Consider the following 18,953-nt stretch of genomic DNA (forward strand, 5'->3'; position numbering starts at 1 on the left):
ATCATGCGTATCGTGTGAATCAATAGTACACTTCATCCAAAAACAGACCATGAGACGGTACTGTTTCACCAGCTGCTTGCCTGATTTTTTCATTCAACACTTGATCAATGATCGTTTCATCCAATTCCCCTGCCCCAATTGCCAACAGCGTACCGGTCAGGATACGTACCATTTTATGCAAAAAACCGTTCCCATTAAATGCAAAATGGATCATACTGCCTTCTTGCGTGATGGTGATTGATTCAATGGTTCTAGTCGTTGATTTCTTTGACTTTTTTAATGCCGAGAAGCCGATAAAATCATGGGTACCGATCAATTTTTCTGCGGCTTGCTGCATTTTTTCTAGATCCACCGCTTGAGGAAAGTGGAAGCTGCGGTTTCGTTCGAAGACCGTTGGTACTGGATTCGACCAGACATAATAACTATATTGCTTGCCTACTGCGTGGTATCTTGCATGGAATCTTTCTGGCACTTCTTCAATGTGATTGACCACAATGTCTTGCGGCAAATAGCGATTGAAAAATTGCTGCATTTCGGCTAACGGCATGGTGACAGTTGTCTTGAAATTTGCGACTTGTCCGCGGGCATGGGTGCCTGCATCCGTCCGTCCAGAACCAATGATCTCAATGTCTTCATTGGTAAGCAGCTTGATGACTCCTTCGATTTTTTCTTGGATCGTTTTGTCATTGTCGCCTAAACGTTGCCAACCTAAATAGCGTTTGCCATCGTATTCAATCGTTAATTTGATATTGCGCATAGATGCTGTTCTCCCTTTAGTCAAAACTATTCTCTTGATTGTCAAGTTCCATCATAAGTCATTCCCTTGTGGTTGTAAATGGCAGCGACTCGTCAGAGTTCATTTACGCAGTGCAATAGGTACACTCTATTGAAATTGCCAAAAAGAATTGATGTTCACTAAACGCAAAAGACATATTGGCTCTCCTCAACAGGTGAGCCAATATGTCTTTTATCTGAAATGCACGAATGAAAGACTCATGAATGATTCCCGTCTTTTCGGTAAACCAATCCTAGACCTTTTAAAAAGTTTCGCGCATATTTATCCCCGCAAGGTTTGAAGTTTCGGTGTCCTTCTTTACGTAAAATCGCCCCTAATTCTCCTTTGGTCGGATAGATACCCGCTTCAGCAAAGATCGCCAGCATGTCTTCACTGGTTAAAAACAACGCGATTTTGATTTTTTTCAGCAACACATTGTTGATATGCTTGATTTCTTTGCTTTTTTGTTGCGGGATGTCTTTTTGTTCTTTTTGCGGCCCGCGTTTCAAAGTGATATAGCCATTCAAAAAAGCATCAAGTACTTGGTTGTTGACGGCTTTCAAGTAAACATTCTCTTTGTCCTCTGTGGATTGGGCGTCGTGGTTTCGCGTCAACATCTCCCGTACTTCTTCTCGGCTGACGGGATGTCCACCTAATTCAAAAGCTTTGACCATATCGCTATCTTTGATATCTACAGCATAGCGCAAGCGAAGTAATCGGTCGTTATTGTTCATGTTGTATCCTCCTAATAGGGTATCTTCTTTCTATTGTAATGCACAACGGCTAATCAATCAAAGGTCTATTTATGATACGGTGCATTGGTATTGATTCGATACGCCCGATAAATCTGTTCGACCAAGATCAATTTCATTAACTGATGCGGGAAAGTCATTTTCCCAAATGAGATTTGGGCATCACTACGCTGCATCACAGCATCACTTAGGCCCAATGACCCACCAATCACAAAGACCAATTGGCTTTTTCCTTGAATGCCTAACTGATCGATCTGTTTGGCAAAAGCTTCACTGGTAGGATTTTGTCCTTCAATGGCTAATGCATAGACATATTCAGTGTCTTTGATTTTCGCTAGAATCCGTTGCCCTTCTTTTTCTTTGATTTGCAGCATTTGGGCGTCGCTCAAATGTTCAGGCGCTTTTTCATCTGGCACTTCGACAAAGGTCAACTTGGCATAGGCCCCGATTCTCTTGGCATATTCACTGATTCCTTGCACGAGATATTTTTCCTTCAATTTACCGACAGTCACGATTTTGATATTCATGGACATTTCCTTTCTGAAATCTGCAAAAATCAATACAGATATTTTTTCATTATTTGATGAATAAAAAAGCGAAAGTTCATCATTTAAAACAAATTACTCCCCAACTTCTTCATATATTTTTCAAAGTCTCTTAGTAGACTAATGTCAGATAGAAAGAATATACTAATTATAGCGAAATAATTAGTAAGGGGGAAATCAAAATGGCACGAAAAGATGTCACACCAGAGAAAAAACCTTCTTCTGGATTACTCAAAAAATTAGGGATTGGTATTTTAGGCGGCGTTGTCGGCGGTCTCCTGACTTTTGGTGGTCTATATTTAGCAATGGGCACGTCACTCACGAATTCTAACTCAAGTACAACAACGACCGGCGTCCAAAATTCGAGTGGAGAAACGACCGTTTCAAATGTCAAATTAGATGTCACCAGTGATGTTACAGAAGCAGTTGAAAAAGTCCAAGGTGCGGTTGTGTCGATCATCAACTTGCAACAAAGTCAAACCAGTGATTTTGGCAGCATCTTTGGCCAACAAAGCGGACAAGATGGACAAACCGAAGACAATACCAGTGATGACAGTACATTAGAAGCAGCTTCAGAAGGGAGTGGCGTCATTTACAAAGTCGATGGAGAGACAGCCTATGTCGTGACCAATAACCACGTTGTTGAAGGTCAATCAGGCTTAGAAGTCGTCCTTTCAGATGGCACGAAAGTCACTGGCGAATTGGTCGGAACCGATGCTTATACCGACTTAGCTGTCATCAAAATCGCCTCAGATAAAGTTGAGACAGTTGCAACCTTTGGTGATTCCAGCGCATTGAAAGTCGGCGAACCTGCCATTGCCATTGGTTCTCCATTAGGATCAGATTATGCAAACTCAGTGACACAAGGGATCATCTCTTCTTTGAATCGCCAAGTCACTAGTCAAAACGATTCAGGTGAAACAGTCAGCATCAATGCCATTCAAACAGATGCAGCCATCAACCCTGGGAACTCTGGTGGTCCACTGATCAACGTCGATGGACAAGTCGTTGGGATCAACTCGAGCAAAATCGCCAGCACTTCAGAATCAACATCCAGCGTCAGCGTTGAAGGTATGGGCTTTGCCATTCCTAGTAACGATGTTGTTGAAATCATCAATCAATTAGAATCCGATGGCAAAGTGGTTCGTCCAGCATTGGGAATTCGTACGATTGATCTAAGTTCGATCACTTCTCAACAACAAGAACAAATCTTGAAAGTACCATCCTCTGTGACAGCCGGCGTTGTCGTCTACTCAGTCAATAATGCGACACCTGCTGAACAAGCTGGTTTGCAACAATATGATGTCATCACCAAAGTTGATGATACAGAGATTAGTTCAACCACTGATTTACAATCTGCACTCTACAAACATAAAGTTGGCGATACCATTACGTTGACCTTCTATCGTGGAGATGAAGAAAAAACAGCAACAGTCGAATTGTCCGTTGATACGTCGATCAACGATACAACAGAAAGCAGCAATTAACCAATCAAAGAGGCACCGCCACAACAACAGGAAGTGGCGGTGCCTCTTTTTTTATGCTTTTCCAGTGGGAAAGGCACTGCCGATAACTGCATCTTGCGGCAATTCCAGAATTCCTTTTTTCAATGGTGCATCAGGCAAAGCCAATTCTTTGGCTGAACAAACCATACCGAAGCTTTCAATGCCTCGCAATGTACCTGGCCAAATCAACAAGCCATCGGGCATCATGGCCCCAGGCTTGGCAACAACCACTTTCAGTCCTTTGCGGATATTGGCTGCACCACAGACAATCTGCAATACTTCATCGTTCCCCACATCAATTTGAGTAAGAGACAAGTGATCACTATCTGGATGTTCTTCGCAGGTCTGTACGTATCCAACGACGATTTTCGGGGTATGATCAACTGCTAGCTTTTCAGCAAAACCAGCAGCTGCAATGCGCTCATTCAACTGTGCCACTTGTGCATCAGTCAATTCGACCTGACCTCTGCCTTCAATCGTCATGATCTCTGAAATAGCAAAAAAGTTCCAACCAACGATTGTGTCCTCTTCATTTTTGATTTGCGCAACATTATCGACACGAGAAACAGTTTGCGCTAACCCTTTGTCATTCTCAGTGATCACCATCAACGTATCACTGACATATTCTTTATTATAAGCAAAAATCACGTTATTTTCCTCCTTCAATCATTCCGCCCATAATCTTAACAAATTTTTGCGGATTCGTCATCGTATTTCGGCTATTCTCTTTGATTTCTATCCAAAGCACGACAAAATAGCCGCAAGATCAACCGGATTGATCTTACGGCTATCTTTTACGCTTTAAGCCTCTTTGTCTTGCGGCGAAACGATCAGGACATCGCAGCGGGCTTCGCGGATAACGAAACTAGCAACACTGCCCATCATGAACCGCTCAACAGCATTCAGACCAGATTGGCCTACCATGATCAGGTCGATGGCATATTCTTCAGGTAACTGCGTAGCCAAAGCATCTTTGATCGAGCCATAGGCAATGATGCCCTCCACTAAATGAAAGTCTACAGAATCTGCATAGGCTTTACATTCGTCGATCATTTTTTGTGCAGTATCCTTTTCTTGTTCTAAAATAGAACTATCCAATGGCGCATAGCCCATCATCGTTGGCAGTTGCTGATCAATGATCGTCGCTGCATACACTTTCCCTTGATTGCGTCGTGCCACTTCAACTGCTTTTTTGAAGGCGTCTTTGGCTTGTTCTGACCCATCGATGCCCACTAAAATATTTTGATATCTTTGTGCATCCATCTTAAATCCCTCCACTCTTTATTGCACACTTGTTAAGAAAGCTTCGATTTCTTCTTTGGTTTTACGGTCTTTATTCACCAGACGACCTCGCTCTTTGCCATCCTCGATCACCACTAAGCTGGGAATCCCGAAAATCGACCATTCGACTGCGACATCCATAAACTTGTCGCGATCCACTTCAATAAATTGATAATTTGGAAAATCCGCTTCGATCTCTGGCAATTGCGGTTTGATATATCGACAATCCCCACACCAATCGGCGGTAAAAAAGAACACATTTTTTCCTTGTTCTACATAAGTCGCTAATTCTTCTAAATCTTTTGGAATAATCACACACTCACCACTTTCTGTTGATATCTAAAGTATACACCTTTCTGCGTGGGAAAACCAAATGCAACGCGCAGACGTCCGCGACCTAAAAAAACACGCCGAATCGACGTGTTTTCCTCCTGATTATTTACCAGCAATGATCGTATCGACAGTTGATTTGTCTAAAGCTTTCAATACTTGGATCACCATTTCACGGGCTGCTTCATAATCCGCAATGCTGAATAGTGTTTGATGCGTATGGATATAACGGCCTGGAACACCGATCACTGAGCTAGGGATTCCTTCATTCGCCATATGTGCTGCACCCGCATCGGTACCGCCTTTTGATACAAAGTACTGATAAGGGATATGATGGGTTTCTGCAGTATCCAGCAAGAATTCTTTCATTGCTGGCAGCATGATCAACCCTGGATCAAAAATACGTAACAATGTCCCTTCACCTAAGTGACCGAAGGTGCCGTTTTTGGTTACCGTATCATCGGCAGGTGAACAATCCACTGCAAAAAATAAATCCGGTTTGAATTTTGTTACCGATGGACGCGAGCCGCGCAAGCCGACTTCTTCTTGTACATTGGCACCGGCAATGAGTGTGTGCCCCAATGTTTCATCCTGCAATGCTTCCAGTGCATCCAACACTACCGTACAACCATAACGGTTGTCCCAGGCTTTGGAAATAATGTGTTTTCCATTGGCTGTTTTGATGGTTTCTACTTGAGGAACGATCGTATCTCCAGGACGAACACCAAAACTTTCCGCTTCTTCTTTCGACTCAAAACCGGCATCAAAAAGAATATCGGTGACTTCCACCGCTTTTTGACCACCAGTTCCGCGCAATAAATGCGGTGGAACGGAAGAAGAAACACATGGATAATCGCCTTTTGCTGTTTTCAATGTAAAGCGTTGGGCAGAAACCACATATGGATTCCATCCGCCTAATGGTGTTACTTTGAATAAGCCGCGGTCTGTTACAGTCGTCACTAAGAAGCCGACCTCATCCATATGGGCTGCCAACATGATACGGGGTGCATGTGCATCTGAATGATGACGGATCCCAAAAATACCGCCTAGACCATCTTGCTGTACCTCGTCCACCAAGGGTGTCATCGCTTTACGCATATACGCACGCACGTCTTGCTCAAAGCCGCTGGTTCCTTGAAGTTCTGTTAATTCTTTGATGCGTTGAAATGTTTGATCTTCCATTATTTGTTTGCTTGTTTAGGAACAAGCCTATCCCCCTTTAAGAACTATTATTGATTTATTATAACGCAAATTGGTCGATCTGGTTATTTTTCTTATAGAAAAATTCTAAACTATGTTACACTTATGATAATTGTAATTGTGTTTTCATGCTATCGCAGCAACATAGGAAACATTGATTGAAGGAGGACAAACATATGCATGATCATCGCCCACTACACTATTTTAAAAATGGCTTGACGGTCGGTTTAGGACTAGGTTTTGCTGGAGGGATCTTTTCCACTTTTTGGTTGAAAAACAAACAAAATCTCCATGCAGATGATGTACTGGAATCAGTCAAATCAGCTTTTGTCAAAGAAGGACCGATCGAAGGATCGTGGATCAACTTTGAAAAACAACCTTTGCGTAAATTTGCCATTACCTCCCAAGGCTATACAGGCGGGATCACTCGGACTGAGGATGGCCAATTGGTCACCTATGAATTTTTGGCAGATGCCCGAACAGGCACCGTGTTGGATATCCAACGCAGCATTGTAGAATAATTGCTCATGATTTGATGCGCCGGTTTCTTTTGAAGCCGGTTTTTTTGTGGAGCAGCGTGGACAAATCCAAGACCAGAACCGTATCGATTGGCCATTTGGTTTTATGCCGATAAGCAGCTGCACCACTTTCAAAAAGGCAATATAGCCGTTGATCCTCTACCACGATTTGCTCTAAATAAGGCGGGAATCTAAAACGAAATGCGGCGCTGTTGCGCTTCAGATTCGCGGTTGTCTTCGGAAAGACCAAAAGTTCACTTGCGCCTGGACCGAAGGAACGGGCAATCAGCAGCCAATCTTTTGCATATGCAACACTTTGGACTTTGGTCAACGTGCTATTGGTCTCATTTGGCAACATTTGACTTTTTTGTGTGGAACCACCTGCCATCGCATCCTGCAGAAACTGTCGAGAATAGGCAGCACATTTTCCTGCCCCTCTTAAAGAAAACGATCCTGCCACGACTTTTTCTTGATCCATCGTTAAGTATGACGCACGGGCTATCCCCAATAGTTCAAGCCTGCGATCAAACCGGACCGGTTGACCTGTCTGGGCAGATGTATCCGCCAAAAGTGTCGCCAAAGGAATGCCGCCAATCCGACCACTTTCTGAGCCAGTGATCGTTACCCATAGGACTTCTTGCTGTTCATCATACACCAAGCCTCCGACATGGGGCTTTTTAGGTAAAATGACTGGTTTGCTATAGGCACCTGTATGACGATCAAAAAGCAAGATCTGTGAATGATGCTGGTGATCATTGCAATACATCGAGATAAATACCCAATCCTTAGAAAGCGCCAACCCTTGCGGCGTCATTTGTCCGCACATATCTACAGTATGCGCGTCTGCCAAGCTTGCCTTGATCCCTGTTGCTAGCCCCGGAATCTCAATCACTGGATCACCGTCTTCAAGCGCGGCGGCCCATGCATGTTGGACAGCAGGGTATCTTTTCAATTGTGCTAAGATCATTCGCTGTTCTTGCTTTGCCTTATGATAATGACGCCATGACAAAAAGAGACAAATCCCGAACACAACGATTGTAAACCCCAATGTTCTGTTCATCTCTGCCTCTCCTTTACTATAATCCCTACTGAACATTGATTGCGGGACATGTCGATCATCCATTGAAAATTATGCCACAACTTCCACTTCAACGTCGATATTGCCGCGTGTTGCACGAGAATATGGACAAAAATCATGTGCTTCTTCCGCGATTTTTTCTGCCTGTTCTTTCTCAACACCAGGCAATGATACTTCTAAAATCACGCCGATTTGGTAGCTGCCGTCCTCATGCTGATAAAGTGAAACCCTTGCTTTGACTTCAGATTCGGATTCGATCTGATGTTCTTTCAACATGTGCTGTACCGCTCCATTGAAACAAGAGGCATAACCAGCTGCGAATAATTGCTCCGGATTCGTGCCCTCGCTATGGATTCCCGGCTTATCGATTTTCAAGTGCATCGTGCCATTAGGCGCTTCCACTTCGCCGACCCGACCGCCACGATTGATCATAGCTGTTTCGTATTGCTTTTTCATAGATTGCTCTTCCTCTCTATTTTTAGGTTACTTTAAGTGTAACGAGTAAAGTCAGATCTGACAAAGGGATTGCTCAGCGCAAAAAAACAGACCTGATATATATATATATATATCAGATCTGTCTTTATAACGTATAACCACTATACGCGATCAATAAATGTAAACAATAGCGGAATAATTAGGCTTTAGAGCGTCCTAAGAAAAATGACACAACAGCAACCACGATCACTGCACCAATGATTGAAGGAATCAATGCCATTCCAGCTAATGATGGTCCCCAAGAACCTAATAATCCTTGACCAATTGCAGCGCCGACTAAACCAGCAACAATGTTCGCGATCCAGCCCATTGATCCACCTTTATTTGTAATTGCACCGGCGATCAAACCGATAATAGCACCTACGATTAATGTCCATAACCAACCCATGTTTTTCTCCTTCTTTCTTTTTGATATTTATTACACTGTTTATGTTACGCTTCTTTGCCTAATTAGACAAAAGATTTGCTTGCAACTGCAAAAAACCATCGAAAAACCTTGTTATATTAAGGGTTTTGATAATCACATAATTATATAAAAACATCTCCTTGCACGTTGTTTTAAGATGGATCGCCAAAATGAAATCGTTTTATTTTGTGTTTTGGTCTTTTTCAGCTAAACTAATGAAGAACAACAGACGTTTCATTTCATCAAATAACAATTTTTGTCACCTATCCATTTTCTATTGTAGCCATTCACAGCTACATTCTTATGACTGTATTTTCATACCCATGCCTGTATTTCAGTTACGTTTGACCATACGTTTTTTTGAACATTCAAAACAAAATATAAAGGAGCGAATATCATGAATAAAAAGTTAGGGATAAGCATTGTAAGTATGGCAGCTTTACTGTTAGCAGCTGCTGGTTGCGGCAACAATGATAGCAGCAGTGATGCCAAAGAAATTCGTATGTTTGTATCCGGAGATACCAGCGAAGGCGGCGCCTATACAAAAATGGCCGAAAAATATCAAGAAGAAACTGGCGTGACCGTTGAAGTCACAGACGTACCTTATGATGATTTGCTCACGAAAATCACGAAAGCCGTCCAAGCGGATGACGCGCCCGAAGTGGTACGTGTCTCTACCGTTTTACCAGACTGGAATGACTACTTGCTTGATCTGACCGCTGTTGCTGAAGACGCCAACACGCTGGAATCAATGACAATCAGAAACGAAGATGACCTGGTCAAAGCCTTGCCTTCAGATGTAACCGCTACCGGTTTGTTTCTAAACACCGATTTGTTCGATGAAGCTGGTGTCTCTTATCCACAATCTGAAGATGATATCTGGACTTGGGATGAATTTCTTGATGCGATCAATCAAGTCGTCGAAAAAACTGATGCCAAATATGGGATGGTAATGGATGCCTCTGATCATCGCTTACGGGCCTTCACTTATCAATATGGCGGGCAGGATTTCTTCTTAAATGATAGCGGTGACTCTTATACGACGGACGATGCAACAAAAACAGCCTTGCAAAAATTCATCGACCTGAACAATGATGGTATCATGCCTAAATCTGTTTGGACATCAGGAGAAGATGCCTCTGCAATGTTCAAAAGCGGACGTGTCCCTGCCTATTTTTCCGGCAGTTGGCAAATTGTCGATTTTTCAAATAATATCAGCAATTTTAAATGGCAATCCGTCTATTCTCCTGCACAAGAAACCCGGGCAGTGAATATGGGTGGGAATTTCATCGCTGGTTTCAACAACAGCAAGAATAGTGAAGAAGGGCAAAAATTCATCGAATGGCTTTATGAAGAAGATAATTATAAACAGTTATGCACGTATGCAGGTTACTTACCCGCAGTAGAAGGGATGACAGTAGACTATGAACAAGGTCAAGATGCCTACGAAGTCTATAATCAAGAGATTGCTGCAGCAGCACAGCCAATCAGCGGTAAGCAAACCAATGATCAAGTGACCATGAGTATGAAAGGCTATACTGGACTGACAGGTGCTTACAAAGATGCCATCGTCCAAGTGTTAAATGATGAGATTTCATTAGATGATGCCATTGAAAAAACGATTCAAGATTATAACGATGGCTTTCTAAAAAAATAATCTATACAGGCACAGAAAGAACCTAAACAAGTGCTGCTGCGGTCTAGATTGCAGCAGCTACTTGGAAGGTTCTTTTCCATAAGTGATTTGATTGGAAGGGTTGGTGAGAACAATTATGCGCACGTTAAATAAACATAAATGGCCCCTACTTTTTACGGGCATAAGTATCATTCTATTCATCTTATTCTTTTTGATACCAGCCGCTTTAGGCTTATATTACTCATTGACAGATTATAAAGGATTTGCGGAAGCACATTTTATTGGACTAGCCAATTACCAAGAATTGTTTCGGGATGATAGTTTTTATAAAGCCTTGTTTCGTACATTTCGCTATGTCATTGTTCTAGTTCCCAGTATCTACGTCATTTCCTTGGCTATAGCCCTTATGTTGAATAGTCCATTCGCAAAAGGTCGTTTTCTAGCAAAAATCATTTTCTTTTTGCCGTGGACGATCTCAGGCATTATCGCCGGGGTGATTTGGAAATGGTTGTTCGGTGAAAATTTTGGGTTTATCAACTTTTTACTCGAACAAGGCGGGCAGCAAACTGTGCCATGGTTTACTGACTCTAACGCGGCTTTTGCCGTGATCGTGTTAGCCGCCATTTGGGGAGGGACTGCATTTAACATGCTACAGTTTACCGCTGCCTTAAAAAACATCCCCCACTCTTACTATGAGGCAGCAGAAATCGACGGCGCAAGCTTTTGGCACAAATTGCGTTTCATCACGATACCGATGCTAAAACCGACCTCATTTATGGTCATCTTATTGGCTTCAATAGGGTCAATGAAAGAATTTGCATTGGTTCAATCATTGACCAATGGTGGGCCCGGTACAGACAATATGTTCATCGTACAGTACATCTATACGACTGGTTTCGATAAAATGCGTGTCGGCTATGCCAGTGCCGCCTCCATGGTTCTTTTCTTTATTTTACTATTACTAGGTTTGGCACAAATGAAGTTAGGTGGTGGGAAAAACGATGTCTAAAAGAGAACAGAAACTGCGAAAAGCGCCAACCAAGAAATCTGCGATGTTTTTCTTAACATTGGCATTGATCATCACTTCCTTGTTATATTTGTTCCCGCTCCTTTGGTTTTTACTGAGTGCATTCAAACCTGGAACAGAATTGTTTGCGTATCCGTTAAACATATTTCCCGAAAACCCTACAGTTCAAAACTTTATTGACGCATGGACAACATTAGATTTTTTTCGCTATTTTAGCAATACCTTGATTTCAGCGGTCACGACGACAGTTTTAACCATTATAGCCAGTGCCGCCTGTGGTTATGCCTTCGCAAAGTATGACGCCAAATGGCTCAGTTTTTTCTTTATTTGTATTATCGCCACCACGATGCTGCCAACAGAAGTGATCATGAATCCAACCTTTTCTGTTATTCGTGCCCTTGGACTATACGATAATTTATTAGGGATCATTATCCCTTCAATCAATACAGCTACTGGTATTTTTATGTTCCGCACTTTTTTTGTCTCTGTACCGAATGATTTGATCGAATCTGCACGCATAGACGGTGCTTCAGATGGGATGATTTTCTTGAAGATTATGTTGCCGATCGCTAGCCCCATTATTATGACACTGGGGATATTTTCTTTCCAATGGCGGTGGAATGACTATATTTGGCCTTTGATCGTCTTGAATGACCCGAAGAAATATACCTTGCAAGTAGCCATTCGCAGTTTGGTTGGGGCCGAAAATATCAATTGGACCATACTGATCGCGGCGTCTGTCATTTCGATCCTGCCCTTACTTTTGGTGTTTCTCGCTTTCCAACGCTGGATCTTAGATAGTAATTTAGATAGTGGAATCAAATAAAAAAGCCCAACGCCACAGATCTTCTGTGGCGTTGTTGCTATTTGGAAAAGTCTTTTCGTGATAAGTAAAGTGCAGTTAATGCGCCAACCAGCAATGCCAATCCAAACACCAAAATCGTTCCGATCGTGTTGTCTTTTCCCGGTAAACCGCCGGTATTGATTCCCCACAATCCTGCAATCAGCGATGGGATCGCCACCACAAGTGCAGCTGAATCCAAGTATTTCATCAAATGGTTGAGATTATTGTCCATCATATCAGAGAATAATCCACCAATCGTCTCCAATAAATCTCGATAGATCGTCACCATCTTGTTGGCAAATTTCTGTCGCAGTTTAATATCGTAAACCAGCGGTTCATTATCTAAACGTTCAAGAAATTCTTTCCGTTCCATCAAGTGATTGACGATCTGATCCTGATCTCTCAAAGTATGATCTAAGTACACCATATCTCTTTCTGTATCTGCTAAATTGAACAATTCATTGTTTTCTGTGGTTTTGCGCGCCGCAGCATCTAAGGCATCGATCGTTTTCTTGATATCTTTCAGACCTTTGATGAAGTGTGTATAGATCATCAATGTCGCATAGGCCATGATATCTTCGAAATGATCGATATCTGTTTCATGTTTTTCAATCAGTCGCTCAATTAAATTCGATCGTTCTGATGCATAAGTGATCAATAAATCTTTTGCACAGATAAATGTGATTGGTTCTAAGCGGTCCTCGATCCGCTCGTTCGTAGCTTCAGATAAGTCGATCAAAGTATATAGGATAGGATGATTTAATTTTGTATTGCGCAAATGCTCCAAGCGTGACACTTCTTCCGGTTCATTTGAGCCAATGAATATATCTTCGGGTAATTGGAAACGATCGAGCAATTCTCGTTGCTCAGCCGGATCGTTGCCGCTGATGATGAGCCAATTGTAATCCTCTTCGCTTGTTTTTGTAACTTTTTTTTCTTCAATTTTATAATATTGAAACATTTTACTCGCTCCTTTTATACAATACTCTACTGATTCAACTATCTTATGTGCTGGCGATTTTGTCAAAATAAATGGCTTTTCCTGATGATTTTGACGATCTATTTTTTTATGATCCGAACAAAAAGTGAAGCAAGCAAGTTAATTTACAGAAAGGGACAAAAAATTGTACAGTAAATATACAATAAAAAGGAGGAGTTATTTTATGAAAGCACCATTGATCCCCTTGAATGACGGCAATTTACGTCCCGCTATTGGGATGGGGACATTTCAGATCCGCGGCGGTGAAGGATTAAACCAGCTCCAAGCTGCTATTGCGGATGGGTACCGCTTGATCGATTCTTCAACCAACTATGACAATGAAGGTATCGTCGGTGAAGCCATTCGCCGCTCTGGTGTACCTCGATCCGAATTTTATGTTTCGTCAAAACTTCCTGGAAAGTACCATGCCTATGACGAAGCGTTGACGAGTATCCAAGAATCTCTCGCACGAATGGGTCTGGATTATTTTGACGCATTTTTGATCCATTGGCCATTGCCAAAACGGGGAAAATACGTGGAAGCATGGAAAGCCTTGATCACAGCGCAAAAATTAGGTTTGATCCGGACGATCGGTGTCTCCAATTTTGAACCTGAGCATTTGGATACGATCATTGAAGAAACTGGTGTGACACCAGCATTGAACCAAATTGAGATCCATCCTTATTGGGTACAAGAAGACAGAGTTGCAGAAAATCAAAAACGCGGCATCCAAACAGAGGCTTGGAGTCCATTAGGTCGCGGAAGTGATGCAATCAAAGAAGACATCATCCAATCTCTGGCAGAGAAATATCAAAAATCTGCTGGTCAAATCATTCTAAGATGGCACGTTGAGCGTGGCATCTTGCCTTTACCAAAATCACGCAATTTAGCACATCAACGTGAAAACCTAGCTATTTTTGATTTTGCATTGACTGAAGATGAAGTCAAGCAAATCAATGGGTTGAACAAAGCAGATGGCCGAATCGACGGACAGGATCCGAATGAGTATGAGGAGTTTGAATAGACGATGATTTCATGATTCGAAGCATAGGCGACTGCCTATGCTTCTTTGCTTTCCAAAACAAGAAGAATTCCCCCTGAGATTCTACCAAAGCAGATCAAATGAATGTGCCTATTCAAAGTCGCTTCTTTTCCCTTCATCCGCTATATCTTTTATAATAGAATCAACAGAACCTGTAGGAGGAGATCGAGATGAAATGGCGTGGGGGAAAACAAAGTACCAACATCGATGACCGAACGGGACGGTCGTCAGGTGCTGGCGGAAAGCTGGTTGCTGGTGGTGGGATCGGTACAGTAATCATTGCAGTACTGTTCTTTTTATTTAGCGGTGGGGACATCAGTTCTTTGCCCGATGTATTAGGCGGCAGCGAACAAGCTGCCAATTATCAAACAGAAAATGTTGCCGCCAATGACTACACCGAAGAAAAAGAATTTTCTGCGGTCGTCTTTGGTCATCTAGAAGATTATTGGCAAGCTGTTTTCCAAGAAAGGCAAGAGTCGTATCAAGACCCAACACTGGTACTATTTACAGATAGTGTGCAATCGGCATGTGGCTATGCTACTTCACAAGTTGGCCCTTTTTATTGTCCAGCAGATGAGCATGTATATCTCGATTTGAGCTTTGCCAATGAATTGGCAAATACCTATGGTGCCAGTGGTGACTTTGCAATGGCCTATGTTATTGCCCATGAAGTAGGCCATCATGTCCAAAATGAATTGGGCATCACCCAGCAATTAGAGAAGATTCGGCAACAAGTTTCAGATACTGAATATAATGCCTACAGTGTCCAACTAGAATTGCAAGCAGACTATCTGGCAGGTACCTTTGCCAAGTATTTGGCTGGAGAGACCTATCAAGGGCAACCTATCTTAGAAGCTGGAGATATTGAAGAGGCCATCACTGCTGCCAATGCAATTGGCGATGACACGTTACAAAAAGAATATCAAGGCTACGTGGTCCCTGACAGTTTTACCCATGGTACTTCAGCGCAACGGGTCGCTTGGTTCAACCGAGGCTATCAATATGGCGACCTCAGTCATGGGGACACCTTCAACGAGCCTACCCTCGATTTGATCGATCAATAAATCAAAGACAGCCATATCCCCTGTACCCCATCAACAATGGATAAAGGGATAGAGCTGTCTTTATTTTTTCTTAATCTTTGTTCCACAAATCGTGGCAGGTTCGTCATACTTTATTCACATTTACGGGCTATTATATATACATACCAACAAACAACCCTAACACTTTTTCATTTTTACTCCTTGCCTGTCAGTCCCCGCTGACAGGCCCTTTTTTATTACGAAAAAAACCTCTTAAGCTGCATAAAAAAAAGATTTTACATTTATTCTTCAACTATTTATAACACCTTTGACCATCTTTGTTCACATGTTCAAGCTATGATATATACATACCAACAAACAAACCCTAACACTTTTTCATTTTTACTCCTACCCCGCCAGTCCCCGCTGACGGGGCTCCTTTTTGCCTTTTGCGCGAAGACATGCGCACATTCAGTTGCTTGCCTTTTTGCTTGATACGTCGTGGTCATGATGTAGATAGGAGCATTTGTAGAAAAGTCGTCTATGATTCTTCATTTTTTTGTACGATCTTTGACCATTTTTTTTCACATTTACAGGCTATTATATACATATACCAACAAACAAACCCTAACACTTTTTCATTTTTACTCCTACCCCGCCAGTCCCCGCTGACGGGGCTCCTTTTTGTCTTTTGCGCGAAGACATGCGCATATTCAGTTGCTTGTCTATTTGCATGATACATCGTGGTCATGATGTAGATAGAAGCATTTGTTGAAAAGTCGTCTATGATTCTTCGTTTTTTTGTACGATCTTTGACCATTTTTTTTCACATTTACAGGCTATTATATACATATACCAACAAACAAACCCTAACACTTTTTCATTTTTACTCCTACCCCGCCAGTCCCCGCTGACGGGGCTCCTTTTTTGCAAAAAAAAAAGATGTATCCTTTACAGAATACATCTTTCATTGAAATGGATTATAGAAGCGCCCACCATTGACAAAAAACAAACTGACACCGATCAACACAATACAGATCGTACAGGAGATGGCTGCACTGTCAGCCTTTTTCATGGGTCTTGCTTTCAACCATGTCCGCGTCTTGTGTTTGCCAAAGCGCCTTAATTCCATAGCTGCGGAAATATGATCGATCCGTTCTAAGCTTGAAAAAATCAGGGGGATCGCAATTGCTAGGTTGCCCGCCACTCTTTTTTTCAGAGGGGCTTTTTTGGATAATTCGATCCCTCTTGCTTGTTGTGCTTTAGCGATCGTGCGAAAATCATCCTGGATATCCGGGATATAGCGCAATGCCAAGGCCACTGCATAGGCAATTTTATACGAAATACCAATTCGGTTGATACTTGCTGCCAATTCGCTGGGATTCGTTGTGAAGAGAAAAATCAGTCCAGGCGGAATGGTAACGATGTATTTGATCAGCAAGTTGAACTCATAAAAAAGTTGTTCTTGTGTCAGGGTATATCTACCGATGCCTTCGATCAATACATGACGCGTACCATATATCGTTACCCCATATTCTGGGGCAAAGAGATAGACCGCAAATAAATTCAGCACAGAAAAGAAGACAACAAATTTAATAACCAATGAAATGTCACGATAATGGATACCTGCTGCAGAAAAAAGGTAAAGTGAAAATCCCCCTAAAGCGACTAAGAAACGCGTATCATAGGTCATCATACCAATCACTGACAACAACAAAAAACAGATCAATTTGGTCGTACCCGTCAGTCGATGGATCCAAGTATCTCGTTCTAAATAGCCAATTAGATGATTATCCATGGGCCACCTCTTTCTCGCTAGCGATAAAGGCCGCAGTGAAGCCAGTGGGGTTAGGTAATTGATTGACTCTGGCTAAGGTATACAAGCTTGTTTCTTCAAGATTGGCTGCTTTCGTCACCACGGGATCACCTAAGATGATTGCAGGTGAAGCATCAGCTAAAATGCTGCCATCAGCCAAAACGATTGTCCGTTGGGTATATTCCAACATCAAATGCATGTCATGGGTGATCATGATGATCGTTAATCCCAATTGATTAAGAGAGTGAATAAAGGTCATCATCTCATGATAGTGTTGGTAGTCTTGACCCGCTGTTGGTTCATCTAGCAGGATCAATTCTGGTTCCAAAACCAGGATCGCTGCAATAGCCGCCCTACGCTTTTGACCATAACTTAAGGCAGACAATGGCCAGGAACGATAAGGGTACAAGCCGCAAATTTTCAACGTTTCATGGACTTTTTCTTTGATTTCATCTTCTGGTACGAAGCGATTGCGCAAACCTGAAGCGACTTCATCAAAGAGGAAATTTTTAGATAACATCTGATTGCTATTTTGCAATACATACCCGATTTTCTCAGCGCGTTCTTTGATCGAATCGGTTGCCATATCTTTCCCATCCCAGAATAATTGACCAGACGTCGGCTTTAAAAAACCTGTGATCAAGTGAGATAAAGTTGATTTTCCGGCACCATTATGACCTACCAGACTGATCATTTCACCACGATGCACTGTAAAGTTGAGACCGGACAAAATTGGTTTGCCGACTTCATACGCAAAAGAGAGATTGGCCGCTTCAAGAATCGGTGCAGCAGATGGTGCAGGTGCTGACGCAGCGTATGCTGCTTGGTATTTACTGAGGGCTGCCTTGATTTCTGGCGAGCGAAAATGCTGAATATCTGTCAGGTCAGCTTCTGGCAGCTGCAGACCAATTTTTTTGACTGCTGTCACATACAGGGGTTCACGAATGCCGACTTCTTGCAACAAATCGCTGCGCAATAATGTATCAGGTGTTGTATCCGCGACGATCACCCCTTCATTCATGACAATGACCCGATCGACAGGCGCCGCCAGCACTTCCTCCAACCGATGTTCAATCATAATCGAAGTAAAAGCTCTGTCTTGATGCAATTGATCGATCATCTTGATCGCTGCCAAACCTGTTTTCGGGTCTAAATTCGCCAAAGGTTCATCAAAGAGCAAAATAGGTGTTTCATCGATCAACACCCCGGCCATTGATACCCGTTGCTTTTGCCCGCCGGATAAATCTTGCGGTTTTTTGTTCAAGTGTTTGGTCAAAGCTGTTTTTTCAGCCCAATTCTGCAAGGCATTGGCCATCACGGATTGACTTTGCTGCTCATTTTCCAATGAAAATACGATATCTTCTGCGACCGTCAAGCCAACAAATTGACTATCGGTATCTTGCAGCACCGTGCCAACTTGCAGAGATAAGTCATAAATCGAGGCATGGGGAAATGTCTCTGTGCCGATCATCAGGGTTCCCGTCGCTTTTCCAGGATCATTTTGAGGTATCAGTCCGTTCAAACATTTTCCCAACGTGCTTTTCCCTGAACCGCTAGGACCAATGATCAAAACTTTTTCTCCAGCATAAATGGTTAGATCAATATGCTTCAATGTTGGTTCTGATTGGGCATCATATTGAAATGAAAAATCGTTGAATTGAATGATTTTTTGTTTCATTTTTTTTGTTCACACATTTCTATA

The 18,953-nt window shown here is 42.4% G+C and carries 20 protein-coding genes; 7 read left to right on the plus strand and 13 right to left on the minus strand.

Features of this window, described 5'->3' with window-relative positions:
• Positions 1-19: 19 nt before the first annotated feature.
• The 3 genes from truA to rlmH all read right to left on the minus strand — a co-directional run bounded on the left by truA (position 20) and on the right by rlmH (position 2,054).
• A complete protein-coding gene (truA, locus tag ACYVRS_RS07135) occupies positions 20-757 on the minus strand; it encodes a tRNA pseudouridine(38-40) synthase TruA (RefSeq protein WP_054116045.1) in 738 nt (245 codons plus the stop codon).
• Between the two features lie 236 nt (positions 758-993).
• Entirely contained in the window at positions 994-1,509 is a 516-nt protein-coding gene (locus tag ACYVRS_RS07140) for a YehS family protein (protein ID WP_313540791.1), read from the minus strand.
• A gap of 65 nt (positions 1,510-1,574) precedes the next feature.
• Positions 1,575-2,054 carry a 23S rRNA (pseudouridine(1915)-N(3))-methyltransferase RlmH gene (gene rlmH, locus ACYVRS_RS07145; RefSeq protein WP_054116041.1) on the minus strand — a complete coding sequence of 160 codons (480 nt, stop codon included), beginning with the start codon at positions 2,052-2,054 and terminating at the stop codon, positions 1,575-1,577.
• A 200-nt stretch (positions 2,055-2,254) separates the two neighbouring features.
• Between rlmH and ACYVRS_RS07150 the strand changes: the two genes are divergently transcribed.
• Positions 2,255-3,559 carry a S1C family serine protease gene (locus ACYVRS_RS07150; protein WP_461197822.1) on the plus strand — a complete coding sequence of 435 codons (1,305 nt, stop codon included), beginning with the start codon at positions 2,255-2,257 and terminating at the stop codon, positions 3,557-3,559.
• A gap of 51 nt (positions 3,560-3,610) precedes the next feature.
• Here the strand turns inward: ACYVRS_RS07150 and ytpR are convergent, their stop codons facing one another.
• The 4 genes from ytpR to pepA form a co-directional block, all read right to left on the minus strand.
• Entirely contained in the window at positions 3,611-4,225 is a 615-nt protein-coding gene (ytpR, locus tag ACYVRS_RS07155) for a YtpR family tRNA-binding protein (protein WP_461203042.1), read from the minus strand.
• A 153-nt stretch (positions 4,226-4,378) separates the two neighbouring features.
• Positions 4,379-4,840, minus strand: coding sequence for a universal stress protein (locus tag ACYVRS_RS07160; protein ID WP_461197824.1), 462 nt, complete (start codon positions 4,838-4,840; stop codon positions 4,379-4,381).
• Positions 4,841-4,858: 18 nt separating this feature from the next.
• A complete protein-coding gene (locus ACYVRS_RS07165; protein ID WP_054116037.1) occupies positions 4,859-5,173 on the minus strand; it encodes a thioredoxin family protein in 315 nt (104 codons plus the stop codon).
• 120 nt (positions 5,174-5,293) lie between these two features.
• Entirely contained in the window at positions 5,294-6,370 is a 1,077-nt protein-coding gene (pepA, locus tag ACYVRS_RS07170; RefSeq protein WP_461203043.1) for a glutamyl aminopeptidase, read from the minus strand.
• A gap of 194 nt (positions 6,371-6,564) precedes the next feature.
• On the opposite strand from pepA, the gene ACYVRS_RS07175 reads away from it, so the two are divergent.
• Positions 6,565-6,909: a hypothetical protein gene (locus tag ACYVRS_RS07175; protein ID WP_312499945.1), complete on the plus strand. Its 345-nt coding sequence runs from the start codon at positions 6,565-6,567 to the stop codon at positions 6,907-6,909.
• A gap of 4 nt (positions 6,910-6,913) precedes the next feature.
• On the opposite strand, the gene ACYVRS_RS07180 is transcribed toward ACYVRS_RS07175, so the two are convergent.
• The 3 genes from ACYVRS_RS07180 to ACYVRS_RS07190 form a co-directional block, all read right to left on the minus strand.
• Positions 6,914-7,966, minus strand: a complete 1,053-nt coding sequence (locus ACYVRS_RS07180; protein WP_461203044.1) for a hypothetical protein — start codon at positions 7,964-7,966, stop codon at positions 6,914-6,916.
• Positions 7,967-8,035: 69 nt separating this feature from the next.
• Entirely contained in the window at positions 8,036-8,440 is a 405-nt protein-coding gene (locus ACYVRS_RS07185) for an organic hydroperoxide resistance protein (protein WP_312499948.1), read from the minus strand.
• Between the two features lie 178 nt (positions 8,441-8,618).
• Positions 8,619-8,867 carry a GlsB/YeaQ/YmgE family stress response membrane protein gene (locus tag ACYVRS_RS07190; protein WP_054116032.1) on the minus strand — a complete coding sequence of 83 codons (249 nt, stop codon included), beginning with the start codon at positions 8,865-8,867 and terminating at the stop codon, positions 8,619-8,621.
• A gap of 415 nt (positions 8,868-9,282) precedes the next feature.
• Here ACYVRS_RS07190 and ACYVRS_RS07195 point away from each other — a divergent pair, with 415 nt between their 5' ends.
• From ACYVRS_RS07195 to ACYVRS_RS07205, 3 genes are all read left to right on the plus strand, one after another.
• Entirely contained in the window at positions 9,283-10,542 is a 1,260-nt protein-coding gene (locus ACYVRS_RS07195; RefSeq protein ID WP_461203045.1) for an ABC transporter substrate-binding protein, read from the plus strand.
• 103 nt (positions 10,543-10,645) lie between these two features.
• Complete coding sequence (locus ACYVRS_RS07200) at positions 10,646-11,530, plus strand: carbohydrate ABC transporter permease (protein WP_313540657.1); 885 nt, start codon at positions 10,646-10,648, stop codon at positions 11,528-11,530.
• On the plus strand, positions 11,523-12,374 hold the full coding sequence (locus ACYVRS_RS07205; RefSeq protein WP_054116029.1) for a carbohydrate ABC transporter permease: 852 nt from the start codon (positions 11,523-11,525) through the stop codon (positions 12,372-12,374). The genes ACYVRS_RS07200 and ACYVRS_RS07205 overlap by 8 nt, the downstream gene beginning before the upstream one ends.
• A gap of 37 nt (positions 12,375-12,411) precedes the next feature.
• On the opposite strand, the gene ACYVRS_RS07210 is transcribed toward ACYVRS_RS07205, so the two are convergent.
• Positions 12,412-13,353 carry a magnesium transporter CorA family protein gene (locus ACYVRS_RS07210; protein ID WP_461203046.1) on the minus strand — a complete coding sequence of 314 codons (942 nt, stop codon included), beginning with the start codon at positions 13,351-13,353 and terminating at the stop codon, positions 12,412-12,414.
• A gap of 202 nt (positions 13,354-13,555) precedes the next feature.
• On the opposite strand from ACYVRS_RS07210, the gene ACYVRS_RS07215 reads away from it, so the two are divergent.
• A complete protein-coding gene (locus tag ACYVRS_RS07215; RefSeq protein WP_313540878.1) occupies positions 13,556-14,395 on the plus strand; it encodes an aldo/keto reductase in 840 nt (279 codons plus the stop codon).
• 188 nt (positions 14,396-14,583) lie between these two features.
• Positions 14,584-15,477, plus strand: coding sequence for a KPN_02809 family neutral zinc metallopeptidase (gene ypfJ, locus ACYVRS_RS07220; protein ID WP_461197831.1), 894 nt, complete (start codon positions 14,584-14,586; stop codon positions 15,475-15,477).
• 925 nt (positions 15,478-16,402) lie between these two features.
• Here ypfJ and ACYVRS_RS07225 read toward each other — a convergent pair.
• Together ACYVRS_RS07225 and ACYVRS_RS07230 are read right to left on the minus strand one after the other, a co-directional pair.
• Entirely contained in the window at positions 16,403-17,233 is an 831-nt protein-coding gene (locus ACYVRS_RS07225) for an energy-coupling factor transporter transmembrane component T family protein (RefSeq protein ID WP_461203047.1), read from the minus strand.
• Positions 17,226-18,929 carry an ABC transporter ATP-binding protein gene (locus ACYVRS_RS07230; protein ID WP_461203048.1) on the minus strand — a complete coding sequence of 568 codons (1,704 nt, stop codon included), beginning with the start codon at positions 18,927-18,929 and terminating at the stop codon, positions 17,226-17,228. Before ACYVRS_RS07230 ends, ACYVRS_RS07225 begins: the two co-directional genes overlap by 8 nt.
• Between the last annotated feature and the right edge of the window lie 24 nt (positions 18,930-18,953).

This window comes from Enterococcus salsurae (assembly GCF_054784955.1).

Coding starts and splice junctions, on each gene's coding strand:
- rlmH (WP_054116041.1), bottom strand. CDS start 2,054: ATGAATATCAAAATCGTGACTGTCGGTAAATTGAAGGAAAAATATCTC.
- ACYVRS_RS07140 (WP_313540791.1), bottom strand. CDS start 1,509: ATGAACAATAACGACCGATTACTTCGCTTGCGCTATGCTGTAGATATC.
- ACYVRS_RS07230 (WP_461203048.1), bottom strand. CDS start 18,929: ATGAAACAAAAAATCATTCAATTCAACGATTTTTCATTTCAATATGAT.
- ACYVRS_RS07195 (WP_461203045.1), top strand. CDS start 9,283: ATGAATAAAAAGTTAGGGATAAGCATTGTAAGTATGGCAGCTTTACTG.
- ACYVRS_RS07225 (WP_461203047.1), bottom strand. CDS start 17,233: ATGGATAATCATCTAATTGGCTATTTAGAACGAGATACTTGGATCCAT.
- ACYVRS_RS07185 (WP_312499948.1), bottom strand. CDS start 8,440: ATGAAAAAGCAATACGAAACAGCTATGATCAATCGTGGCGGTCGGGTC.
- ACYVRS_RS07150 (WP_461197822.1), top strand. CDS start 2,255: ATGGCACGAAAAGATGTCACACCAGAGAAAAAACCTTCTTCTGGATTA.
- ACYVRS_RS07205 (WP_054116029.1), top strand. CDS start 11,523: ATGTCTAAAAGAGAACAGAAACTGCGAAAAGCGCCAACCAAGAAATCT.
- ACYVRS_RS07215 (WP_313540878.1), top strand. CDS start 13,556: ATGAAAGCACCATTGATCCCCTTGAATGACGGCAATTTACGTCCCGCT.
- ypfJ (WP_461197831.1), top strand. CDS start 14,584: ATGAAATGGCGTGGGGGAAAACAAAGTACCAACATCGATGACCGAACG.
- ACYVRS_RS07175 (WP_312499945.1), top strand. CDS start 6,565: ATGCATGATCATCGCCCACTACACTATTTTAAAAATGGCTTGACGGTC.
- truA (WP_054116045.1), bottom strand. CDS start 757: ATGCGCAATATCAAATTAACGATTGAATACGATGGCAAACGCTATTTA.
- ACYVRS_RS07160 (WP_461197824.1), bottom strand. CDS start 4,840: ATGGATGCACAAAGATATCAAAATATTTTAGTGGGCATCGATGGGTCA.
- ACYVRS_RS07190 (WP_054116032.1), bottom strand. CDS start 8,867: ATGGGTTGGTTATGGACATTAATCGTAGGTGCTATTATCGGTTTGATC.
- pepA (WP_461203043.1), bottom strand. CDS start 6,370: ATGGAAGATCAAACATTTCAACGCATCAAAGAATTAACAGAACTTCAA.
- ACYVRS_RS07180 (WP_461203044.1), bottom strand. CDS start 7,966: ATGAACAGAACATTGGGGTTTACAATCGTTGTGTTCGGGATTTGTCTC.
- ACYVRS_RS07210 (WP_461203046.1), bottom strand. CDS start 13,353: ATGTTTCAATATTATAAAATTGAAGAAAAAAAAGTTACAAAAACAAGC.